The 19,247-nt window shown below is 34.1% G+C and carries 14 protein-coding genes and 1 pseudogene; 8 read left to right on the top strand and 7 right to left on the bottom strand.

Annotated features, from left to right (window positions below):
* Nucleotides 1-17: 17 nt before the first annotated feature.
* From IRZ80_RS17370 to IRZ80_RS17360, 3 genes are all read right to left on the bottom strand, one after another.
* Nucleotides 18-2,300: a hypothetical protein gene (locus IRZ80_RS17370; protein WP_194643009.1), complete on the bottom strand. Its 2,283-nt coding sequence runs from the start codon at nt 2,298-2,300 to the stop codon at nt 18-20.
* Nucleotides 2,260-3,306: a hypothetical protein gene (locus tag IRZ80_RS17365; protein WP_194643007.1), complete on the bottom strand. Its 1,047-nt coding sequence runs from the start codon at nt 3,304-3,306 to the stop codon at nt 2,260-2,262. Before IRZ80_RS17365 ends, IRZ80_RS17370 begins: the two co-directional genes overlap by 41 nt.
* A 158-nt stretch (nt 3,307-3,464) precedes the next feature.
* Nucleotides 3,465-6,098 (bottom strand): valine--tRNA ligase, encoded by a 2,634-nt coding sequence (locus IRZ80_RS17360; RefSeq protein WP_194643005.1) that lies wholly within the window; start codon nt 6,096-6,098, stop codon nt 3,465-3,467.
* Between the two features lie 242 nt (nt 6,099-6,340).
* Between IRZ80_RS17360 and IRZ80_RS17355 the strand changes: the two genes are divergently transcribed.
* Complete coding sequence (locus IRZ80_RS17355; RefSeq protein WP_194642996.1) at nt 6,341-6,730, top strand: DUF1573 domain-containing protein; 390 nt, start codon at nt 6,341-6,343, stop codon at nt 6,728-6,730.
* A gap of 43 nt (nt 6,731-6,773) precedes the next feature.
* Here IRZ80_RS17355 and IRZ80_RS17350 read toward each other — a convergent pair whose 3' ends face one another.
* Nucleotides 6,774-8,105 (bottom strand): PDZ domain-containing protein, encoded by a 1,332-nt coding sequence (locus IRZ80_RS17350; protein WP_194642994.1) that lies wholly within the window; start codon nt 8,103-8,105, stop codon nt 6,774-6,776.
* A gap of 125 nt (nt 8,106-8,230) precedes the next feature.
* Here IRZ80_RS17350 and IRZ80_RS17345 point away from each other — a divergent pair, with 125 nt between their 5' ends.
* The 6 genes and pseudogenes from IRZ80_RS17345 to lgt all read left to right on the top strand — a co-directional run bounded on the left by IRZ80_RS17345 (nt 8,231) and on the right by lgt (nt 14,013).
* Nucleotides 8,231-9,427: a pyridoxal phosphate-dependent aminotransferase gene (locus IRZ80_RS17345; protein WP_194642992.1), complete on the top strand. Its 1,197-nt coding sequence runs from the start codon at nt 8,231-8,233 to the stop codon at nt 9,425-9,427.
* A gap of 601 nt (nt 9,428-10,028) precedes the next feature.
* Nucleotides 10,029-10,700, top strand: a complete 672-nt coding sequence (gene folE / locus IRZ80_RS17340; protein WP_194642990.1) for a GTP cyclohydrolase I FolE — start codon at nt 10,029-10,031, stop codon at nt 10,698-10,700.
* Between the two features lie 48 nt (nt 10,701-10,748).
* Nucleotides 10,749-11,123 (top strand): four helix bundle protein, encoded by a 375-nt coding sequence (locus IRZ80_RS17335; protein WP_194642988.1) that lies wholly within the window; start codon nt 10,749-10,751, stop codon nt 11,121-11,123.
* An 83-nt stretch (nt 11,124-11,206) separates the two neighbouring features.
* Nucleotides 11,207-12,685, top strand: a complete 1,479-nt coding sequence (cysS, locus tag IRZ80_RS17330) for a cysteine--tRNA ligase (RefSeq protein WP_194642986.1) — start codon at nt 11,207-11,209, stop codon at nt 12,683-12,685.
* Between the two features lie 40 nt (nt 12,686-12,725).
* Nucleotides 12,726-12,941 (top strand): annotated as a pseudogene (yidD, locus tag IRZ80_RS17325) (membrane protein insertion efficiency factor YidD); the annotation flags it as partial.
* Nucleotides 12,942-13,083: 142 nt separating this feature from the next.
* Nucleotides 13,084-14,013 carry a prolipoprotein diacylglyceryl transferase gene (gene lgt, locus IRZ80_RS17320; RefSeq protein ID WP_194642982.1) on the top strand — a complete coding sequence of 310 codons (930 nt, stop codon included), beginning with the start codon at nt 13,084-13,086 and terminating at the stop codon, nt 14,011-14,013.
* Between the two features lie 60 nt (nt 14,014-14,073).
* Here the strand turns inward: lgt and IRZ80_RS17315 are convergent, their stop codons facing one another.
* Entirely contained in the window at nt 14,074-14,364 is a 291-nt protein-coding gene (locus IRZ80_RS17315; protein ID WP_194642980.1) for a putative quinol monooxygenase, read from the bottom strand.
* 2 nt (nt 14,365-14,366) lie between these two features.
* Nucleotides 14,367-14,960, bottom strand: coding sequence for an NAD(P)H-dependent oxidoreductase (locus IRZ80_RS17310; RefSeq protein ID WP_194642977.1), 594 nt, complete (start codon nt 14,958-14,960; stop codon nt 14,367-14,369).
* A 103-nt stretch (nt 14,961-15,063) separates the two neighbouring features.
* Between IRZ80_RS17310 and IRZ80_RS17305 the strand changes: the two genes are divergently transcribed.
* A complete protein-coding gene (locus tag IRZ80_RS17305) occupies nt 15,064-15,957 on the top strand; it encodes a LysR family transcriptional regulator (protein ID WP_194642975.1) in 894 nt (297 codons plus the stop codon).
* A gap of 102 nt (nt 15,958-16,059) precedes the next feature.
* Here the strand turns inward: IRZ80_RS17305 and secDF are convergent, their stop codons facing one another.
* Nucleotides 16,060-19,029 (bottom strand): protein translocase subunit SecDF, encoded by a 2,970-nt coding sequence (gene secDF / locus IRZ80_RS17300; RefSeq protein WP_194642973.1) that lies wholly within the window; start codon nt 19,027-19,029, stop codon nt 16,060-16,062.
* Nucleotides 19,030-19,247: the final 218 nt, after the last annotated feature.

Genomic DNA, 19,247 nt, shown 5'->3' with positions numbered 1-19,247 from the left:
TCAGAATTGGGATTTTTTTACCTTCTGGATTTAAAATAGTCTGCTAGATTTTCACAACCCGACAAATCACCACTATATTCCGGAAATTGTGTGGCAACCCTTTTTGAATCACTATATACATTCTCTTCTGCATAATCCATCATCCTCAGACAAAGCGCTTTGAATTTTGCTGTTTTGGCATTTTGAAAAGCTAATCTGTAATAGGCTACTGCCTTGAGTTTATTTCGATATTCTATTTCGTCTATATAGGACTCATTTTCATAGTTTTGGTCAAAATAAGAAGTACTGCTGGAATAACGGCGCATCATCCATGAATTACCATAATCTGACATATTGTAATAACAGTTTGCCAAAAGAAAATAGTAATAATCTCTATCTTTGATTTTCGGATTATTGGCTAGATTAGTGTATTTTATCAAATGTTCAGTGATGGAAAGTTTGGTAACAAAAAACCTTTCTTTATGTTCAATAAAGTTTTCAGTATATTTAAAATCATAAAACGGATTCTGGTCAAAAGTATAATCTTCGCCATAATTCCCTCTTTCCCAAGCATTGTAATTATCTTCCCAGTATCTTTCATCTATTGATTTAAAAGTAATTAAAGCATTACCCAATTGATTTTCCCGAATGTATTTTGTTCCCAACAAATCCTTCAAATAATCTCTATCCTTAAGCAATTTGGCATAAATAGCTTTTTCGAATTGGCTTAAATTTCCTGTTTTCAATTTATTGACAATAGTCTGTAGATCCTTAGCCGAATAAACAAAATCCAAATAGTCAAAATAAGTATAAAACACTTCCAAATTCCCCGAGGTCTGGATGCGGTTGCCTTGCCATTCAACATCGCTAATATCATAACCATTATCAAAATTTGATTCCAATAAGGAGATCAAAGCAATTCCATCAGTAATATTTCCTTTAAATTCCAATTCTCTTCCCAAAGCAAAAATAAAACGCTCGTCTTTTTTGTATTTCAAAATCACATTTTGGATCTCAGGCTTGATAATTGCTTTCCCATTTTCTTGATTCGCCGTAATACAAAGTGCTTTTATTTTTTCAATCTCTTCTAAAGACTTATCGTTTTTAAACTTTTTTTCAAATGAAGCTATTTGTTGTAAACAATCATCATATTTTCGGGTCATAAACAGCAGATTAATTTGAGAAGCTTCCCAAACCAAAGGGTTTTGTATCGCTTTCAAATCAATTGATTCTACAAAATCCAAAACTTCCAGAGCATAGAATCGGTCTTTTTCAGAACGGTCTCTTAATATTTCAGTAGTAATTTTATCATTATCTTCACTCCAATAATCAAATTGCGTTGAAGGCGAATAATTGGAATAATAAGGTGTATAAACCCAATCTTCAATTTTATTTATCTCGCGCAAAAGCAAAAAACCAAGAATCTCTGATTTTGGATTATTTTTATAAATTTCTTTTAGATAATCTAGATTCTTATCTACTTTTTGAACAGAAGCATACGCATAAACATTAGCAATTTCCTCTTTGCTTCTGGCAAGCTTTAAAGCTTCTGAAATTTTAAATCCATCGTGAAAATAATAATAACTAGCGTATGTTTTTTCAGGACTGTCAGCCATTAAGTTAGCTGTATTCAGCATAGATTCACCACCTGATTTTGTAAAATTATAGAAAAACAAACTCCAATAATATAGATAATCTTTTTTGTTTCCATTGAAATTATCCTCAAAAACAGTTTTTATAACATCCGTTTTTCCAGAATAATAAGCCAGTCGCGTCGTCAAAAAAGCATATTTGCGTTTAAAATAGGGATTGTGTTCTTGTTGTGTAATTCTAACTAATTTATCCAGAAAATCACCTCTCTTATTTGTATTCACAGCCTCATTTCTTTCCCAAACATCCTGTTCGAAAAAACCATTAATGATTTCACAGTTCTTTGCTGTTTTCAAATAGGCAATCGCATCTTTTTTATTGTTTTTATAAAGATATTGGATAAAATCATTATTGCATTTGGGGTTAATATCAGTCAGCGTCAAATTGTTATTAAAATCTTCAATAGATTCAATACTAACCTTTCTATTGGCAAAATTATACCAATCCAAAATATTGGCTTCCACACTAGTTTTGTAACTATTTGGATTTAGATCATAATCAAATCCCCATAGATTAGCATTATAGTAAAATGCCTTATAGTGTGAATATTTGAAATATTCGGGTCTTAACAAACAATACCGAATATCCTCACCATAAGGCGAATAACCACATGCGATTCCCTTGTAAAAACTACTTACTAAAAGAACTATAAAAACTAGAAATCTCTTCATTACTGTATTTTTTAAAAGTGCTGTCATCTAAATGGAATAAAGAAATAGTTGCATTGGAATCTAATTCTACATTCTTTTTTATTATCGAAATTGCCTTACTGATTGTTTCTGCACTCACTTCTTCGCATTTTATTTGGTCTCCTTTTTTGAAAAAAGTGTCATATTGATAAGTGCTGTCTTTTGTCACCTCGTACCACAATGGCTTGACTGGTTTTGTAAATCCGGCAATATCTGACGAATTCATATTTAACAATCCCGAAAAACGATTGTTTTCATACCATTGCGTCCAATAAAATACGGGTAAAGCTACATCTAAATGCATAGGATAACTGCGCCTTTCATTTAAATAGGATTCCAATTCGGCAATGTCCAAAATAGAGTTTTTATCTTTTTGGGACAAAGGCTTTATAAGATTATAACACATCAGCATCGCTTTGTCCACAGGCGGAACTCCCATAATATCTGGATATTTATAAGGATAAAGGCGAAGAGTACAGCTGATTTCCTTATTGGATAATTCTTTTATTTTTTTCAGCAAATAGAAATACTTCTCCTTGGTCGATTTAGTCCAATCGCAGTCAATCTGAATTTCCGAATACTCAAAAATGTTTTTATCACTGTAATCTTTATGGTATTTGTCAATCAGAAAAACAATATTATCTGCTAATTTGTCCAGCGATTTTTCAGTATTGTATTGAAATATTTCGTTTTTAATAAAAACTGCAGGTACAATAGTTAACGAATCTAACTTGCGGAATTCATACTCTCTTGGCCTATTTTTTTCATACGGAAAATTGCCCATCGTTTCATTATAATCTACTTCAAAAAATTTGACATAGACTTTTTTGACCTGCAATTTGTTAATTTTCTCAATGGATTCATCATCAAAAGAAGTATTGCTTTTCCAGTAATAAAAAGCTCTTTCAACATTTTCTACTTTATTTTCTTTTTTGGAACAAGACAAAAACAAAACAGAAACAAAGGCAAACAAAACAATTTTTCTCATTAGAAACAGGGATTTTATCAAAGTGTAAAAATCGTACTAAAATTATATAATTTCAAAACACTAAATCAAGAAATAAAACCATTTTTTTGACTGAAAACAAAAAATCCCAATTCTGAAATTGTATCAGAATTGGGATTCATTTTTTAATGATAATTTACTTATTTCAATCCAGCCAGACTCTGCTCAATCGTAGCAATTTTAGAAAGCGCATCAGCTTCTTTTTTGCGTTCGTTTTCGATGATTTCAGGTTTGGCATTGGCTACAAACTTTTCGTTTGACAGCTTCACCTGCACCGATTTCAAGAATCCTTGAATATAAGTTAACTCTTCAGTCAGCTTTGTTATTTCGGCTTCAACATCAATATTTCCGGTAATCGGAATGAAATATTCATTTGATTTCACACGGAAAGACAACGCTCCGTCCACTTTATCCGAAACATATTCCAATGAAGTAATATTCCCCAATTTGGTCACAACCGAATCAAAATAAGCAGAAGCTTTGTCATTGTTTACTACTTTCAATTCAATTGTATCCTTGAACGGAATATTTTTGTCCTTACGAATGGTTCTTATTCCCGAAATCACCTCGATTGAATTTTCAAAATCAGTAATTAATTTGGCATCGAACGGTTTCAATTCTGGCCAAGTTGAAACAATTAAAGCTTCTTCAGGAGTTCTTTCTGCAATATGCTGCCAAATTTCTTCTGTCAAAAATGGCATAAATGGATGTAATAATTTCAAATTATTTTCCAGCATTTCTATTGCTTTCGCAAAAGTAACGCTGTCAATCGGCTGTTGGTAAGCTGGTTTTATCATTTCCAAAAACCAAGAACAGAAATCGTCCCAAACCAATTTGTAAATTCCCATCAAGGCATCAGAAATTCTATATTTTTCGAAATTATCCTCGATTTCCAAAAGTGTCTGCTGTAATTTGGCTTCGTACCATTCAATCGCCACTTTTGAAGATTCCGGCTGTGGAATTGAATCTGAAACTTCCCATCCTTTAATCAATTTGAAAGCATTCCAGATTTTATTTGTGAATCCTTTTCCTTGATTACACAATTCTTCGTCAAACATAATATCATTCCCTGCAGAAGCACTCAAAAGCAATCCAACACGAACTCCATCGGCTCCAAATTTCTCTATTAATTCCAACGGTTCCGGTGAATTCCCTAAAGATTTAGACATTTTACGTCTTTGTTTGTCACGAACCAAACCTGTTAAATACACATTCGAGAATGGTTTTTCTCCTGCATATTCATAACCTGCAATAATCATTCTAGCCACCCAGAAAAACAAAATATCCGGACCCGTTACCAAATCATTGGTTGGATAATAGTATTTATAATCTTCGTTTTCAGGATCCATAATACCGCCAAAAACTGACATTGGCCATAACCAAGAAGAGAACCAAGTGTCGAGAGCATCGGCGTCTTGAGTAAGGTTGTCGGTTGTTAGTTGTTGGTTGTTGGTTCTTTCTTTGGCTAAAACCAAAGCATCTTCTATGGATTCTGCAACTACGAAATCCTCTTTTCCATCTCCATAATAATAAGCAGGAATTTGTTGTCCCCACCACAATTGACGGGAGATATTCCAATCACGGATATTATTTAACCAATGTGCATAAGTGTTGTCAAAACGTTTTGGGTGTAATTTAATATCTCCTGTTTCCAAAACCGATTTAATAGCTGGTTTTACCAAATCATCCATTTTCAAAAACCACTGATCAGACAAACGTGGTTCGATTACCGCTTTTGTTCTTTCAGAAGTTCCTACTTTATTCAAATGTATTTCAGTTTTTGCCAAATCACCATTTGCTTCCAGTTCTTTGGCAATTTCAGTACGAACCACAAAACGATCTTTCCCTTGGTAATGCAATCCAAAACTGTTCAAAGTAGCATCTTCATTGAAAATGTCAATGATTTCAAGATTGTGCTTCTCCCCTAACGTTTTATCATTTACATCATGTGCAGGAGTTACTTTCAAACAGCCTGTTCCAAACTCAACATCTACATATTCATCTTCGATAATTGGAATAACACGACCGCAAATTGGCACAATCGCTTTCTTTCCTTTCAAATGAGTGAAACGTTCGTCATTTGGATTAATGCAAATGGCAGTATCTCCAAAAATAGTTTCCGGACGAGTTGTTGCGACAGTCAAGAAATCTTCTGAACCTTCGATTTTATATTTTAGGAAAAATAATTTCCCCTGTTGTTCTTCGTAAATAACTTCTTCGTCAGATAAAGTGGTTTTGGCTTCCGGATCCCAGTTTACCATTCGGTAACCACGGTAAATCAATCCTTTGTTGTATAAATCCACAAAAGATTTAATTACAGATGCCGACATATCTGGATCCATCGTGAATTTGGTTCTTTCCCAATCGCAGGAACATCCCAATTGTTTCAACTGTTCTAAGATTGTTCCTCCGTATTTATCTGTCCAATCGTAAGCGTGTTTTAAAAACTCCTCACGGGTCAAATCCGATTTATTGATTCCTTCCGATTTTAATTTGGCAACTACTTTTGCCTCTGTTGCAATCGAAGCGTGATCAGTTCCAGGTACCCAGCAAGCATTAAAACCTTTCAAACGTGCTCTTCTAATTAAAACATCTTGAATAGTATTATTAAGCATGTGTCCCATGTGCAATACTCCAGTCACATTGGGAGGCGGAATTACAATAGAATAAGGTATTCTATGGTCTGGCTCCGAATGAAAATAATTATTCTTCATCCAGTAATCATACCATTTATTTTCAATAGTTTTAGCGTCAAATTGTGCAGGAATTGTCATTTTTTATGTGGATTCGTTGAATTGTTGATTCGTTGAATTGTTGATTCGTTTAATCGTGTTTCAAATCAAATTGACGATTAAAACGGTCAAACAAATCAACAGCAAAAGCTTTGGTTTGATTTTTGATGTTATATATAACGGCAAAAGTAAATAATTAAGCACAGTATAAAAAGCGAAATAAAAAATTGTGCATTAATTAATAAGGTAGTACATTTACTATACCTACTAAAAAACCAAAGAAAATGAAAAAAATTACAGCACTTATCGTCCTGCTTTTTATAAGCTATATAGGATTTGCTCAAAATGGTCCTAAGATTGAAATACAGCAATCTAACAACACTATTGATTACGGACAAGTAAATAAGTCTTCCGATAATGGAATCCGGAACTTTACATTTACCAATAACGGCGATGCACCATTAAGCATAACCGGAATCCAGTCTACTGCCAGTTTCACTATACTGTACAAACCTAATCAGCCTATTGCTCCTGGAAAATCAGACAAAATTGAAATAAAATACAATATGGTGCCAGGTCCGATACGCAAAACCATTACACTGGAAACTAATGCCGTAAATTATGACGGTGGCCGTGTTCCTCTCAAAATTAAAGGAGAAGTCCTTACAAACTAGACAACCTATTTACAAAAAAAACGCTTTTAAAAGCGTTTTTTTTTTACAAATCATCTGTCAAATGAAATGAAAATTTAAAAGGCTTACCTTTTCTTTCAACCTCCATATAAAACTTTTTATCCTCTTCCGATTTAAACAATTCATTTAGCTTTTGCAATGAATAATGATAAACCGGCACTTTATTAATCGTAATAATTATATCTCCAGTCTGAAGACCGCTTTTTGCCGCTGGCGAATTTTTTCGAACATTAGCTATTTCATAAATTGGTTTGAGCTCAAATTTATATTTAAAATCATTCGTGATATTTCTTCCCTCACTATTAAAACTGACACTGCCAGACAAAGGCACTGTCTCCAGCTTGACAGTTTCTTTCACCCACTGTATTCCATTGTGTTTTATTTCGATACCGCTTTTATTATAACTAAAAGGTTCGCCAAAACCTGAATTTTTCTTCAAAAAAAGGCTTTCGTTTTTATAATCGAAAACCACCGAAAAACGCTTCAATATTTCTCCCCCAAGCGATCCTGCCCGATCTTTAACCATACGAACATTTTTTATAGAACTAGAATCTGGGAAAGCTACAATTGGTGACTTAAAAATATAATTCCCAAATGAATAACTAGCAACTCTGGCTCTTTTCCCTTCAATTTCACCGCTAAAACCTTTCCCTAAAAAATCATCAAAATTTTTAGACGGGACTTTAATTTCACTCGATAAATTTTGAAAAAGCCATACCGAATCGCTGTTTCCGGTATCCAATAACATTTTAGTCTGAACTTTAGAGTTCTCAATATCAACTGTTCCTACTATATAAGGTTTATATTTTTCAATTGTGATTGACACCCTGTCAAATCTTTTCTCTATTTTTTTCCGATTTGCTTCAAGATTTTTATAAACGATAACTTTTTTATTCGCATAATCAATACGAACCAAATTCTCTCTAAAAAACTGATATCCTATAATTCCATTTACTGGAACGCCTATTTGCGAAGAAAGATTGAAACTCTGGTCGAGAATTACGTAAATAAGCTGTCGGGTTGCTTTAACCCCGTCTAATTCCAGAATATTATTGGTTGTTTTCAATCCTTCAATGGCTTCTTCGCTTCCCAGACCACGCAGACTTATTTTTTCGGAATTAAAAAAACTAACCTCCGGATTATCTTCCAAACTAAAAAGAATAGTTTCCTCAACTCCTGTATCCAAAAGAAAGTTCAGTTCTACTCCATTTACTTTTATAGGTATAAAAACTAAATTATTAATTAAAACTATTGGAACAGTAACTTTCTCAATTCCTTTATCAAATACAAAACCCTCCTGAGCAAAAACAGGCATTATTGTCAGTAATAAAAGAAAAAATACACTTTTTTTCTTCATTTAGTTATATTTCTATATTGTTACCCAATTATACAATAATAATGTATCAAAAACAACAAAATAGACATATTGTTTACAGTTATTATGGAAAATAAATTGCAAATTTGCACCTCAAATTTATAATCATGCCTGAAATTTCAATCAGAGGCCGGAGAATGCCGGAATCGCCAATCCGAAAATTGGCTCCTTATGCTGACCAAGCTAAAAAAAAGGGTCATAAGGTTTATCATTTAAACATTGGACAACCCGATATAAAGAGTCCGGAAGTTGCAATCAATGCTATTAAAAATATAGATTTAGCTATCATCGAGTACGGTCCTTCAGCCGGATACGAAAGCTACCGAAAAAAACTGGCCAAATTTTACACTAAACAAGATGTAAAAGTTGGTTACGAAGATATAATGATAACAACAGGAGGTTCTGAAGCACTTTTATTCGCTCTTGGAAGTATCATGGATCCAGGAGATGAAGTTATCATTCCTGAGCCTTTTTATGCCAATTACAGTGCCTTTTCGGAAGAGTCAAGCGCAAAAGTGGTTCCTGTAATTTCGAATATCGAAAGCGGATTTACACTGCCAACGATTGAAGAATTTGAAAAAGCGATTACGCCAAAATCAAAAGCAATCTTAATCTGTAACCCAAATAACCCAACAGGCTATTTATATTCGGAATCCGAAATTAAACAGCTGGGAGAATTGGTTAAAAAACACGATTTATTTTTGATTGCCGACGAAGTGTATCGTGAATTTATCTATGATGAAAGAGATCACCACTTTTCGGTAATGAACCTGAAAGGAATCGAGCAGAATGTGATCATGATTGATTCTGTTTCCAAAAGATACAGCATGTGCGGCGCACGTATTGGCTGTATGGTTACTAAGAACAGAGAAGTTATCGCTGCCGCTATGAAATTTGCACAGGCTCGTTTATGCCCCCCTACAATCGAACAAATCGCCTGCGAAGCCGCTATTGACACGCCTCAAAGTTATTTTGATGAAGTAATCGTTGAATACAAGGAACGAAGAGATATTTTAATCAGCGAATTGAACAAAATAGACGGCGTAATCGTTAAGACTCCGAAAGCTTCTTTTTACTGTATTGCGCAGCTGCCTATTGATAATGCAGATGATTTTGCACAATGGCTTTTGGAAAAATACGAACTGAACGGTGAAACAGTAATGATTGCTCCTGCTGCAGGATTTTATTCAACTCCGGGCGTTGGTTTGAATCAGGTTCGTATCGCTTATGTTTTGAAAAAAGAAGATTTGATTAATGCTGTTCAGATTTTGAAAGAGGCGATTGCTGTTTACAATTCGAAATAGAAAAAAATTCTAAAATATTTAAAAAAGCAATATCAGTAACGGTATTGCTTTTTTGTTTTGTAATAAACAGGTTTTACCGCAAATTCGCAAATTATTTACGTAAGATTGTCATTCCGTAGGACACCAGCGAGACCAAATTGGCGAAGCAATCTCACGCGACGTGAGTAACCAACCTGAGATTCCTACGGAATGACAAGATTGCGGAATATTGGAATGGTAAAACGCAATTAATGGATAAAGTTTAGCTTTTCGTCAGAGACCTAACAGGTTTTAAAAACCTGTTAGGTCTGAATCACAGAATGTTATTTCAGTTCTTGATTTTTATTTCTGATGAAACAAAAATGTTGTTATTTAGCCCTGATTGCAGTGGAAATCCTTGTGGGCTGGGGTTCAGCCCACAAGATTGTAACGAAAAGCGGGAGGAATGCTTCTATAAATGCAAAATGTTCTGCTCCTAAAGACAATAATAAACGGCTGTTTATTGATAGAATTAAAAGCCGAAATTGATAGAATTAAAAGCCGAAATTGATAGAAAATGTTTCCTTTTTATTAATTATCTTTACCCCTCAAAAATAGACAATCATAATAACAGTACCTTTTAATGATAAACAACGAAGAATTTCAAGACGAAATAGGAAACAATCATATTAGTACAAATGCTAAAAACCCTGTAAGAGACGATGCTTTTGCGATTACAGATGACGAAAAGATTGAAAAAATAAAAAAAGACGTCGAAAATATCCTTTTGACGCTGGGAATGGATTTAACGGACGACAGCCTTAAAGGAACTCCAAATCGTGTTGCCAAAATGTTTGTAAAAGAAATTTTTGGAGGATTGAATCCTGATAAAAAACCAAAAGCTTCGACTTTTGAGAACAACTACAAATACGGCGAAATGCTGGTTGAAAAAAACATTACGCTTTACTCTACCTGCGAACATCATTTATTACCAATTATCGGAAGAGCACATGTGGCTTACATTTCGAGCGGAAGGGTTATTGGTCTTTCAAAAATGAACCGAATCGTAGAACATTATGCTAAGAGACCTCAAGTTCAGGAACGTTTGACAATGCAGATTGTTCAGGAGCTTCAGCAGGCCTTAGGGACTGAAGATGTTGCCTGCGTTATTGATGCGAAACACCTTTGCGTGAATTCTAGAGGAATCAAAGATATCGAAAGCAGTACGGTAACTTCTGAATTTGGTGGAAAATTCAAAGATCCGCAAACAAAAAGAGAGTTTTTGGATTATATTAAATTGGAAACTAAATTTTAAATATTGTTTAATCGTTTAATTTGTTTAATTGTTAAATCGGATTAAAGTATGTATATTTTTTCATTCGAGAAGCTTGAAGTTTGGCAAAATTCCAAAGAATTTGTTTTGACAATTTACAAACTGACTAACAATTTTCCATCCAGTGAAATTTATGGCATTACGTCTCAAATAAAAAGAAGTTCGTCATCTATTGCAACTAACATAGCTGAAGGAACTTCCAGAAACACAAATAAAGATAAAGCTCACTTCCTGACAATTTCATATTCTTCAGCAACAGAAACATTAAATCATTTAATAATTTCAAAAGACCTTAATTATATTACCGAAGAAGAATATTTACTTTGTAGAGAAAAACTTGAAAAAATTTGCAATCAAATTAATAGCTTAAAAAAATACTACCTCTCACAAGGGGGAAAAATTTAATCGTTGAATTGTTTTTCAGATCAGCAATTCAACGATTAAACAATTAAACAATTTAACGATTAAACAATAAACGGAATAAACCCATGCCATTATACAAAAACCAAACCTTAAAAATATACAATTCTCTTTCGGGAGAAAAAGAAACATTTACGCCAATCAACGAAGGAAATGTGGGGATGTATGTATGCGGGCCTACAGTTTACAGCAATGTGCATCTTGGGAATGTGAGAACTTTTATGTCTTTTGACGTAATCTTTAGATACTTACAGCATTTGGATTATAAAGTACGCTATGTTCGAAACATTACTGATGTTGGACATATTGTAGACGATGTAGATGAAGGCGAGGACAAAATTGCCAAAAAAGCGCGTTTGGAACAATTGGAACCGATGGAAGTGGTTCAGAGATATACTGTAGATTTTCATGATATCCTGAATGCTTTTAACTTTTTACCTCCAAGTATCGAACCAACAGCAACCGGACATATTATCGAGCAAATCGAAATCATAAAAACCATTATCGATAAAGGAATTGGCTATGTGGCCAATGGATCAGTTTATTTTGATGTGGTTAAATTCAATGAAACTAACAATTACGGTGTATTAAGCGGTCGAAACATCGAAGACATGCTTGCCAATACCCGTGATCTTGACGGACAGTCGGACAAAAGAAACCCGCAGGATTTTGCACTTTGGAAAAAAGCCGAACCACAGCATATCATGCGCTGGCCTTCGCCTTGGAGCGACGGTTTTCCAGGCTGGCATTTGGAATGTACAGCAATGAGCACCAAATACCTTGGAAACCATTTTGATATTCACGGTGGCGGAATGGATTTGAAATTCCCGCATCATGAGTGCGAAATTGCACAAAACGAAGCCTGCACAGGTCATACTCCCGTAAATTACTGGATGCATGCCAATATGCTGACTTTGAACGGTAAAAAAATGGCAAAATCAACTGGAAATAATATTCTGCCGGGAGAAATTCTAACTGGCGACAATGCTTTTTTAAGCAAAGCATTTTCGGCATCAGTTACCCGATTCTTTATGATGCAGGCACATTACCGTAGCATTCTTGATTTCTCTGACGAAGCTATTATCGCTGCTGAAAAAGGATATAAAAGGCTGATGGACGCGATGGAAACTTTGAAAGGCATTTCGGCAAAAGAAACCAGCTCACTAGATATTTTTGGCTGGAAACAATTGTGCTACGATGCGATGAATGATGATTTCAATACTCCGATTCTTATTGCGCATTTATTTGAAGGCGTTCGTTTTATTAATTTACTGAAAGACGAAAAAGAAATTTTAAATCCAGCAGATTTGAAACTATTTACCATAACGATGCAGGCTTTTGTATTTGATGTTTTGGGATTGGAAGAAGAAAAATCAAATGGTAATACCGATAAATTAGAAGGTGTCGTGAACATGCTTATCGGCATGCGTAAACAAGCAAGAGACAATAAAGATTTTGCGATGTCTGACCAAATCCGTGATCAATTAATAACATTAGGTATTCAGCTGAAAGACGGAAAGGAAGGAACAACTTTTAGTATAAATTGATTTTAGATTGTTGATTAACAATTTTTGACTTCAAAAAATCATGAAATTTCTAACAGCTCCTTTTATTTTACTCGTTCGGTTTTATCAGGGAGCCATCTCGCCTTTCACCCCTGCATCTTGCAGATTTGAACCAACTTGTTCAAGTTATATGATTCAGGCCTTGCAGATTCACGGATTATTTTATGGAGGCTGTTTGGGTATAAGAAGAATATTGAGATGTCATCCTTGGGGCGGAAAAGGTTATGATCCGGTGCCATCCTCTCCCCAGCCTTCTCCAAAGGAGAAGGAGAAAGAAAACAAAGAATGTAAGCATAATCATTAAAAATAAAAATCTTACCTTTTTGTTAACACATCGATTTAAATGAAAGTAATATTTTCACAAAAAAAATAAAAAATAAATGACACACGCTTTAAACATTATCTGGAATCCTTCTGAAGGTATTGACTTAGGTTTTTTCATTATTCGCTATTACAGTCTGATGTTTGTAATCGCTTTTGGATTGGGCTGGTATATCATGAAACATATTTTTGAAAGAGAGAATATTTCCATCGATAAATTAGATTCTTTATTTGTTTGGACAGTGTTAGCTACTTTGGTCGGTGCGCGTTTGGGACACGTTTTCTTTTACGACTGGGAATATTACCGCAACAATTTAGCCGAAATAATATTACCTTTCCGTTTCACTCCCAAATTTCAATTTACGGGATATCAAGGGCTGGCAAGTCACGGAGCTACCATTTCAATTATCGCGGCGATGTATTTTTTCAGCAAAAAAGTACTCCACAAACCTGTTTTATGGATATTAGACAGAGTGGTTATTCCTTGTGCCAGCGGTGCTATTTTTGTAAGATTAGGAAATTTTTTCAATTCTGAAATCGTAGGTAAAGAAACTACATCTGCATTTGGAGTTCGTTTTGTTAGAGACCAATTTAGTCCAAGAGAGGCAGTCAATGCAACCCAGCTTCCAACACCAAAAGATGCCTACGACGCTATTGCTACTAATCCTCAATTTGCAAATTTACTTCAACAGGTTCCCGCAAAGCATCCGGCGCAGTTATATGAGGCATTCTGTTATATCTTTGTATTTGCCGCATTATTTTTCCTTTATTGGAAAACAGATGCAAGAAAAAAATCAGGATTTTTATTTGGATTATTTTTAGTTCTTTTATTCACGGTACGTATTGTAGTCGAATCGGTAAAAGAGAGCCAGGGAGGCTTTGAAAGCGATTTAGGAAACGTATTATCAACAGGACAATGGCTGAGTATTCCGTTTATACTAGTTGGATTGTATTTTGTATTTACTGCAAAAAAGACGAATGAAATATAAATCACGTTCAATAATAATTTATAAACAGCCACTGAAAATTCAGTGGCTGTTTTTTTATGGCTATACTAATTTTGAAGTGCTATAAACTGTCATTTCCCCATCTAAATACAGATCAGAAACCTCACTAAATTTTACGAAATATAATTGTTTCATATGCAGATCCAATCCTTCTTTATTTTCCCAAATCTCATGAAAAATAAAAACATTAGGATTTTCTATATTTTGATGCAGATCATATTGTAGACAGGCAGCTTCTTTTCTGGAATTCTCTACCAAATTCAGTAAAATTGTTTTCAATTCTTCTCTCTTTTCAGATTTACTTTTAATAATTACCGTCAAATTTATTTCCATAATTAGTTCAAAAAAACTTCCGTTAAATGATTTCTATACATCTCTAAATCGCTGTTTAAATTAGCTCCTTTCATGACATCATGGAAATGTAAGCTTTCCAATGGCTCCATTCCTGTAAAAGTATTCATTCTGTGGAAACCAAATAATACTCCATCATCAACGCTTGTTTCTCCAAAGAATTCTCCTGGCAGTGTAAAAGCTTCCTTCGGCGCATTCCAAGATGAAGTTACCATGTATTTTCTGCCATGCAGCAGTCCTCCTGTTCCGTAATTGACTGCAGGATTTTTAGAGGAACGCCCATCACTTTTGTAAATACCATTATCATGACCTTCGGTGAAAACAACATCTATATATTTCTTGAAAGCATGTGGCAATTGAAACCACCAAATCGGCGTATGATAAATGATAACATCTGCCCAGACAAATTTTTCTACTTCTTGAGCAGGATCATATTCATCGTTTACATCTGTACTTCTTACTTCAAAATCTTTATTATTTAGAAAAAATTCTGCAGTTGCATTTGCAATTGTCCGATTAAATTTTCCACCTGAATGGCCAAATTTCTGACCTCCGTTTATTATAAATATCTTTTTCATTTTTATTAGATTTAATTCGATGAAACAAATTTACGGCACTAATAAGTATTATTAAAATAACATAATTCATACCTTTGTATCATAATTATAATAACTGCATGAAATGGTAAATCTAGAATGGTATCGAACTTTCAAATATGTTTACAAAACAGGAACCTTAACTGGCGCGGCAGAAGCATTATTTATTTCACAGCCAGGAGTCAGTCTGCATTTGAGTTCGCTTGAAAGCTATGTCGGTTATAAACTATTTGACAGAACCAGCCGAAAAATGGTTCCAACCGAAAAAGGAAAAGTACTTTACAACTTTATAACCGATGCACTTTGCAAACTGGAAGAAGCCGAAAAAAATTTCCAGCGAAGTACTGAAAAAAACACCCCGACTATCAGCATCGGAATGTGTTTTGAAACTTTTCAAATTACGTTAGAACCTTATTTAACAACCTTTCCGTTTAATGTGATTATTCAATTTGGGGAATATCCGGAAATGATTGAAAACCTCGACAAAGGTATTTTGGACTTAATCATCACGCCGCAGATGATTTCTAAAAATGCTATCGAGTATCAGGCTTTCTCATCGGAAACCATAATTCTAATTGCAGGCAGTGAAACTGATTCGAATGATTTTGATATTTTAAAAAAACAAAATGATCCCATAAAAATCGAAGAATGGCTAAAAATGCAAAGATGGTATGGCACTACAGGAGATATGGAGCATTTAAGACGTTTTTGGCAGCTTAATTTCAACAAACATGCCGATTTCAGACCAAATTACATTGTTCCAAATTTAAACTCCATAGTACGCTGTTTAAGCAACAGTAACGGACTGGCGGTAATTCCAGATTTCTTATGTAAGTCAGAATTAGTAAGCGGAAAAATAAAACTTCTATGGGAAGGCAAAACTCCTTTAAAAAACACACTCTACTTTGCCAGCAAAAAGAAAACTATTTATACAAATGAAATACAATTGATAAAAGATACTTTTACAAAAATAATGTAGGCGCTTTTATCAAAAAGACAGCGTATAAACTTTTCAGTAATGAGCAAAAAAAAGATTCAGTTTTCACTGAATCTTTTTTTATAATTAATCTTTAGTGTTTTATTATGCCTGCTGATGTTTCACTTCTACATCATGTTTCTCATCCTTAGAAATGGTATCAACCAAAACAGGAGTAGCAATAAATAATGAAGAATATGTACCAATGATAATACCGATAAGCATTGCAAAGATAAATCCTCTGATAGACTCTCCACCAAAAATAAACATAATCAGCAATACAAAAATCATTGTTAATGAAGTATTGATTGTTCTAGACATTGTAGAGTTAATCGATTTGTTAACGATTTCTCCAAAAGTTCCTTTTGTTTTACCATCCAAGAATTCACGTACCCTGTCGTATACAATTACAGTATCATTCATCGAGTAACCAATAACTGTCAGGATAGCAGCGATAAAGTGCTGATCAATTTCCATTCCGAAAGGCATGTATTTCCAAAGTAATGAATAAACTCCTAATACAAAGATAACGTCATGCGCAACAGCAGCGATAGCTCCTAAACTATATTGCCATTTTCTGAAACTGATTACTAAATATAAACCTACAATAAGCATTGCTCCTAAAACAGCCCAGTAAGCATTTGTTTTAATATCTTCTGCAACTGTTGGTCCAACTTTTGAAGCTTGTACAATACCTAATTTTTTACCATCAAAAGTCTTTACAAATTTATCATAAGTCATATCAGCAGCATAATGTTTTTTCAAAGTCTGGTACAACATTTTGTTCACCTCTTCGTCAACTGCACTGCCTGTTTCCTGAATTTTATATTTGGTTGTGATTTTTAACTGATCGTCTTTACCAAATATTTTAGCTTCGGCACTGCCAAATACAGCGGTTAACTCAGCTTTAACCTCTTCAGGCTCCATAGATTTAGCAAAACGAACTTGGAAAGTTCTTCCTCCTACGAAATCCACGCCTTGATCAAAACCATGTGTAGCAATCGATACAATGCTAACAATAGTAACAATAATAGAGAAAAGATAAGTCCATTTTTTGATTCCCAAGAAATCAAAGTGGAAATTAGTAAAGAAGTTTTTCGAGAAATTAGTCACGAAAGACAAATCGTTTTTACCTGCAATATTTTTATCAATAAAAATTCTGGCAATAAAAATAGAAGTAAATAAAGAGGTAATAATACCAATTAATAAAGTAGTAGCAAATCCTTTGATTGGTCCAGACCCAAAGATGAATAACACGGCTCCAGTCAAAATGTGGGTTACGTTTGCATCAACGATAGAGCGCATAGCTCCAGTCCAACTGTAAGAAGCTTTCACTGCTTCGTCTAAAGTTTTCCCGGCCCTTAATTCTTCTTTTGCTCTTTCATATATAATGATATTCGCATCCACCGCAGTACCCATTGTTAAAACGATACCCGCAATACCAGGCAATGTAAGCACAGCACCCAAGCTTGATAAAATACCAAACATAAATAATAAGTTGACTGCCAAAGCAATATTTGCATACCAGCCTGCTTTACCATAATAGATAATCATCCAAAGAGATACTAATAACAATCCAATAACTGCAGAATTAGTACCATTATCAATAGCCTCCTGACCTAAGGATGGTCCTACCACTTCAGATTGGATAATTTCAGCTGCTGCCGGTAATTTACCAGCTCTTAATACATTCGCTAAATCTTTAGTTTCTGTAACATCAAAATTTCCAGAAATCTCAGATCTTCCCCCAGCAATTGGTCCGCTGGAAACACCTGGAGCAGAATATACAATATCATCAAGAACGATAGCGATATTACTTTTTTGAGTATATGCTTTTCCTGTTAATTCTTCCCATTCTTTTGCACCAGTGTTGCTCATCTGCATAGAAACCGCTGGTTTTCCTAATTGGTCAAATGTATCGCTGGCATCTGTTACAACTCCGCCGCCCATTGAGGCAACGTTATCCCTATTACCTTTTAAAGCATATAATTCAACAGCTTCAACCTCTTTTTCTTTTGCATCTTTAATAGTAGTTGGTTTTCCCCAAACAAATTTTGCATAACGCTGATCACCGGCTAACAAAATTCTGATATCAGCTCTTTTAAAATAAGAATTAATTACAGCAGTATCTTTTGGAGAGAAAAGACCTAAAACCGGTCCTCCGCCTTGAGCAATAATTTTATCTATAATAGGATTATTTCCTTTTTTAGCAGCGGTAGAATCTTTTGCATCAGTCAATAAAGCACTTAATGAATCTTTTGCAACAGTTTTAGTTTGAGTTTTAGCAACTTCAGTTTTCTTCAAAGCCTCATTAGCTGCCATGATGAAATTACCAATTTCTTCAATTTTATATGTTTCCCAAAACTCTAATTGAGCTGTACTCTGTAATAATTTTTTAATTCTGTCAATATCTTTAGCACCTGGAAGCTCTACAAGAATTCTTCCTGACTCACCTAATTTTTGAATATTTGGCTGTGTAACACCAAACTTGTCTATACGCTCTCTTAATACTTTAAAAGCACTTTCAACAGACTCATCAACTTTTCTTTTGATTACTTTTTGAACCTGAGCATCTGACATTTGAAAAGTAACACCGCCGTCACCCTGCAGACTTCTGTTTGCAAAAATTTCTGGAGATGCTAATTTTACAGAACCTTTAGAATTCGCTTCAAAAGCTTCAAAGAAGGCATCTATATAGGTCTGATTTCCTTGTTGATTTTTAGTAGCATCCGCCAAAGATTTATTAAAAACTGGATTTTTCGAATTATTTGATAATCCTTTCAAAATGTCTTTAACAGAAATCTGAAGAGTTACGTTGATTCCCCCTTCTAAGTCAAGACCTTTATTGATTTGTTTATCTTTTACCTCATTGAATGTAAAATCAGTAAAACCTAAGCTAAACACTTTTTCTTTACCAATTGAATCCAAATATTTTACTTCTTTTTCCGGGTTTCCGCCAGCAAAAGTTTTTGCATCACTTTTAACTTTACTCGAGACAAAAGTGAAAGAAAGTTGGTAAATACTTACCAATGCAAATAGAATTGCGAAAAATTTAATAAGTCCTTTATTCTGCATTACTACTAAAAATTAATTATTTTTATTTATTATTTTTTGCTTTAAACCCTATAAAATAAGCCATTACGTCATTTTTGAAAAACAAAAAAGAGATTCACGATTTATATCATTTTTTTTAAACCGAGCAAATATATAATTAACGGAAAGATTAACCAATTAATTTATTAATTAAAATCAAAAAAAAGACTGCAAAATTGCAGTCTTCTTTTTTTCCTATG

It is taken from the genome of Flavobacterium sp. HJJ (genome assembly GCF_015351475.1).
GTDB classification, from domain to species: domain Bacteria; phylum Bacteroidota; class Bacteroidia; order Flavobacteriales; family Flavobacteriaceae; genus Flavobacterium; species Flavobacterium marginilacus.
This window is presented reverse-complemented; position numbering and strand designations above follow the sequence as displayed.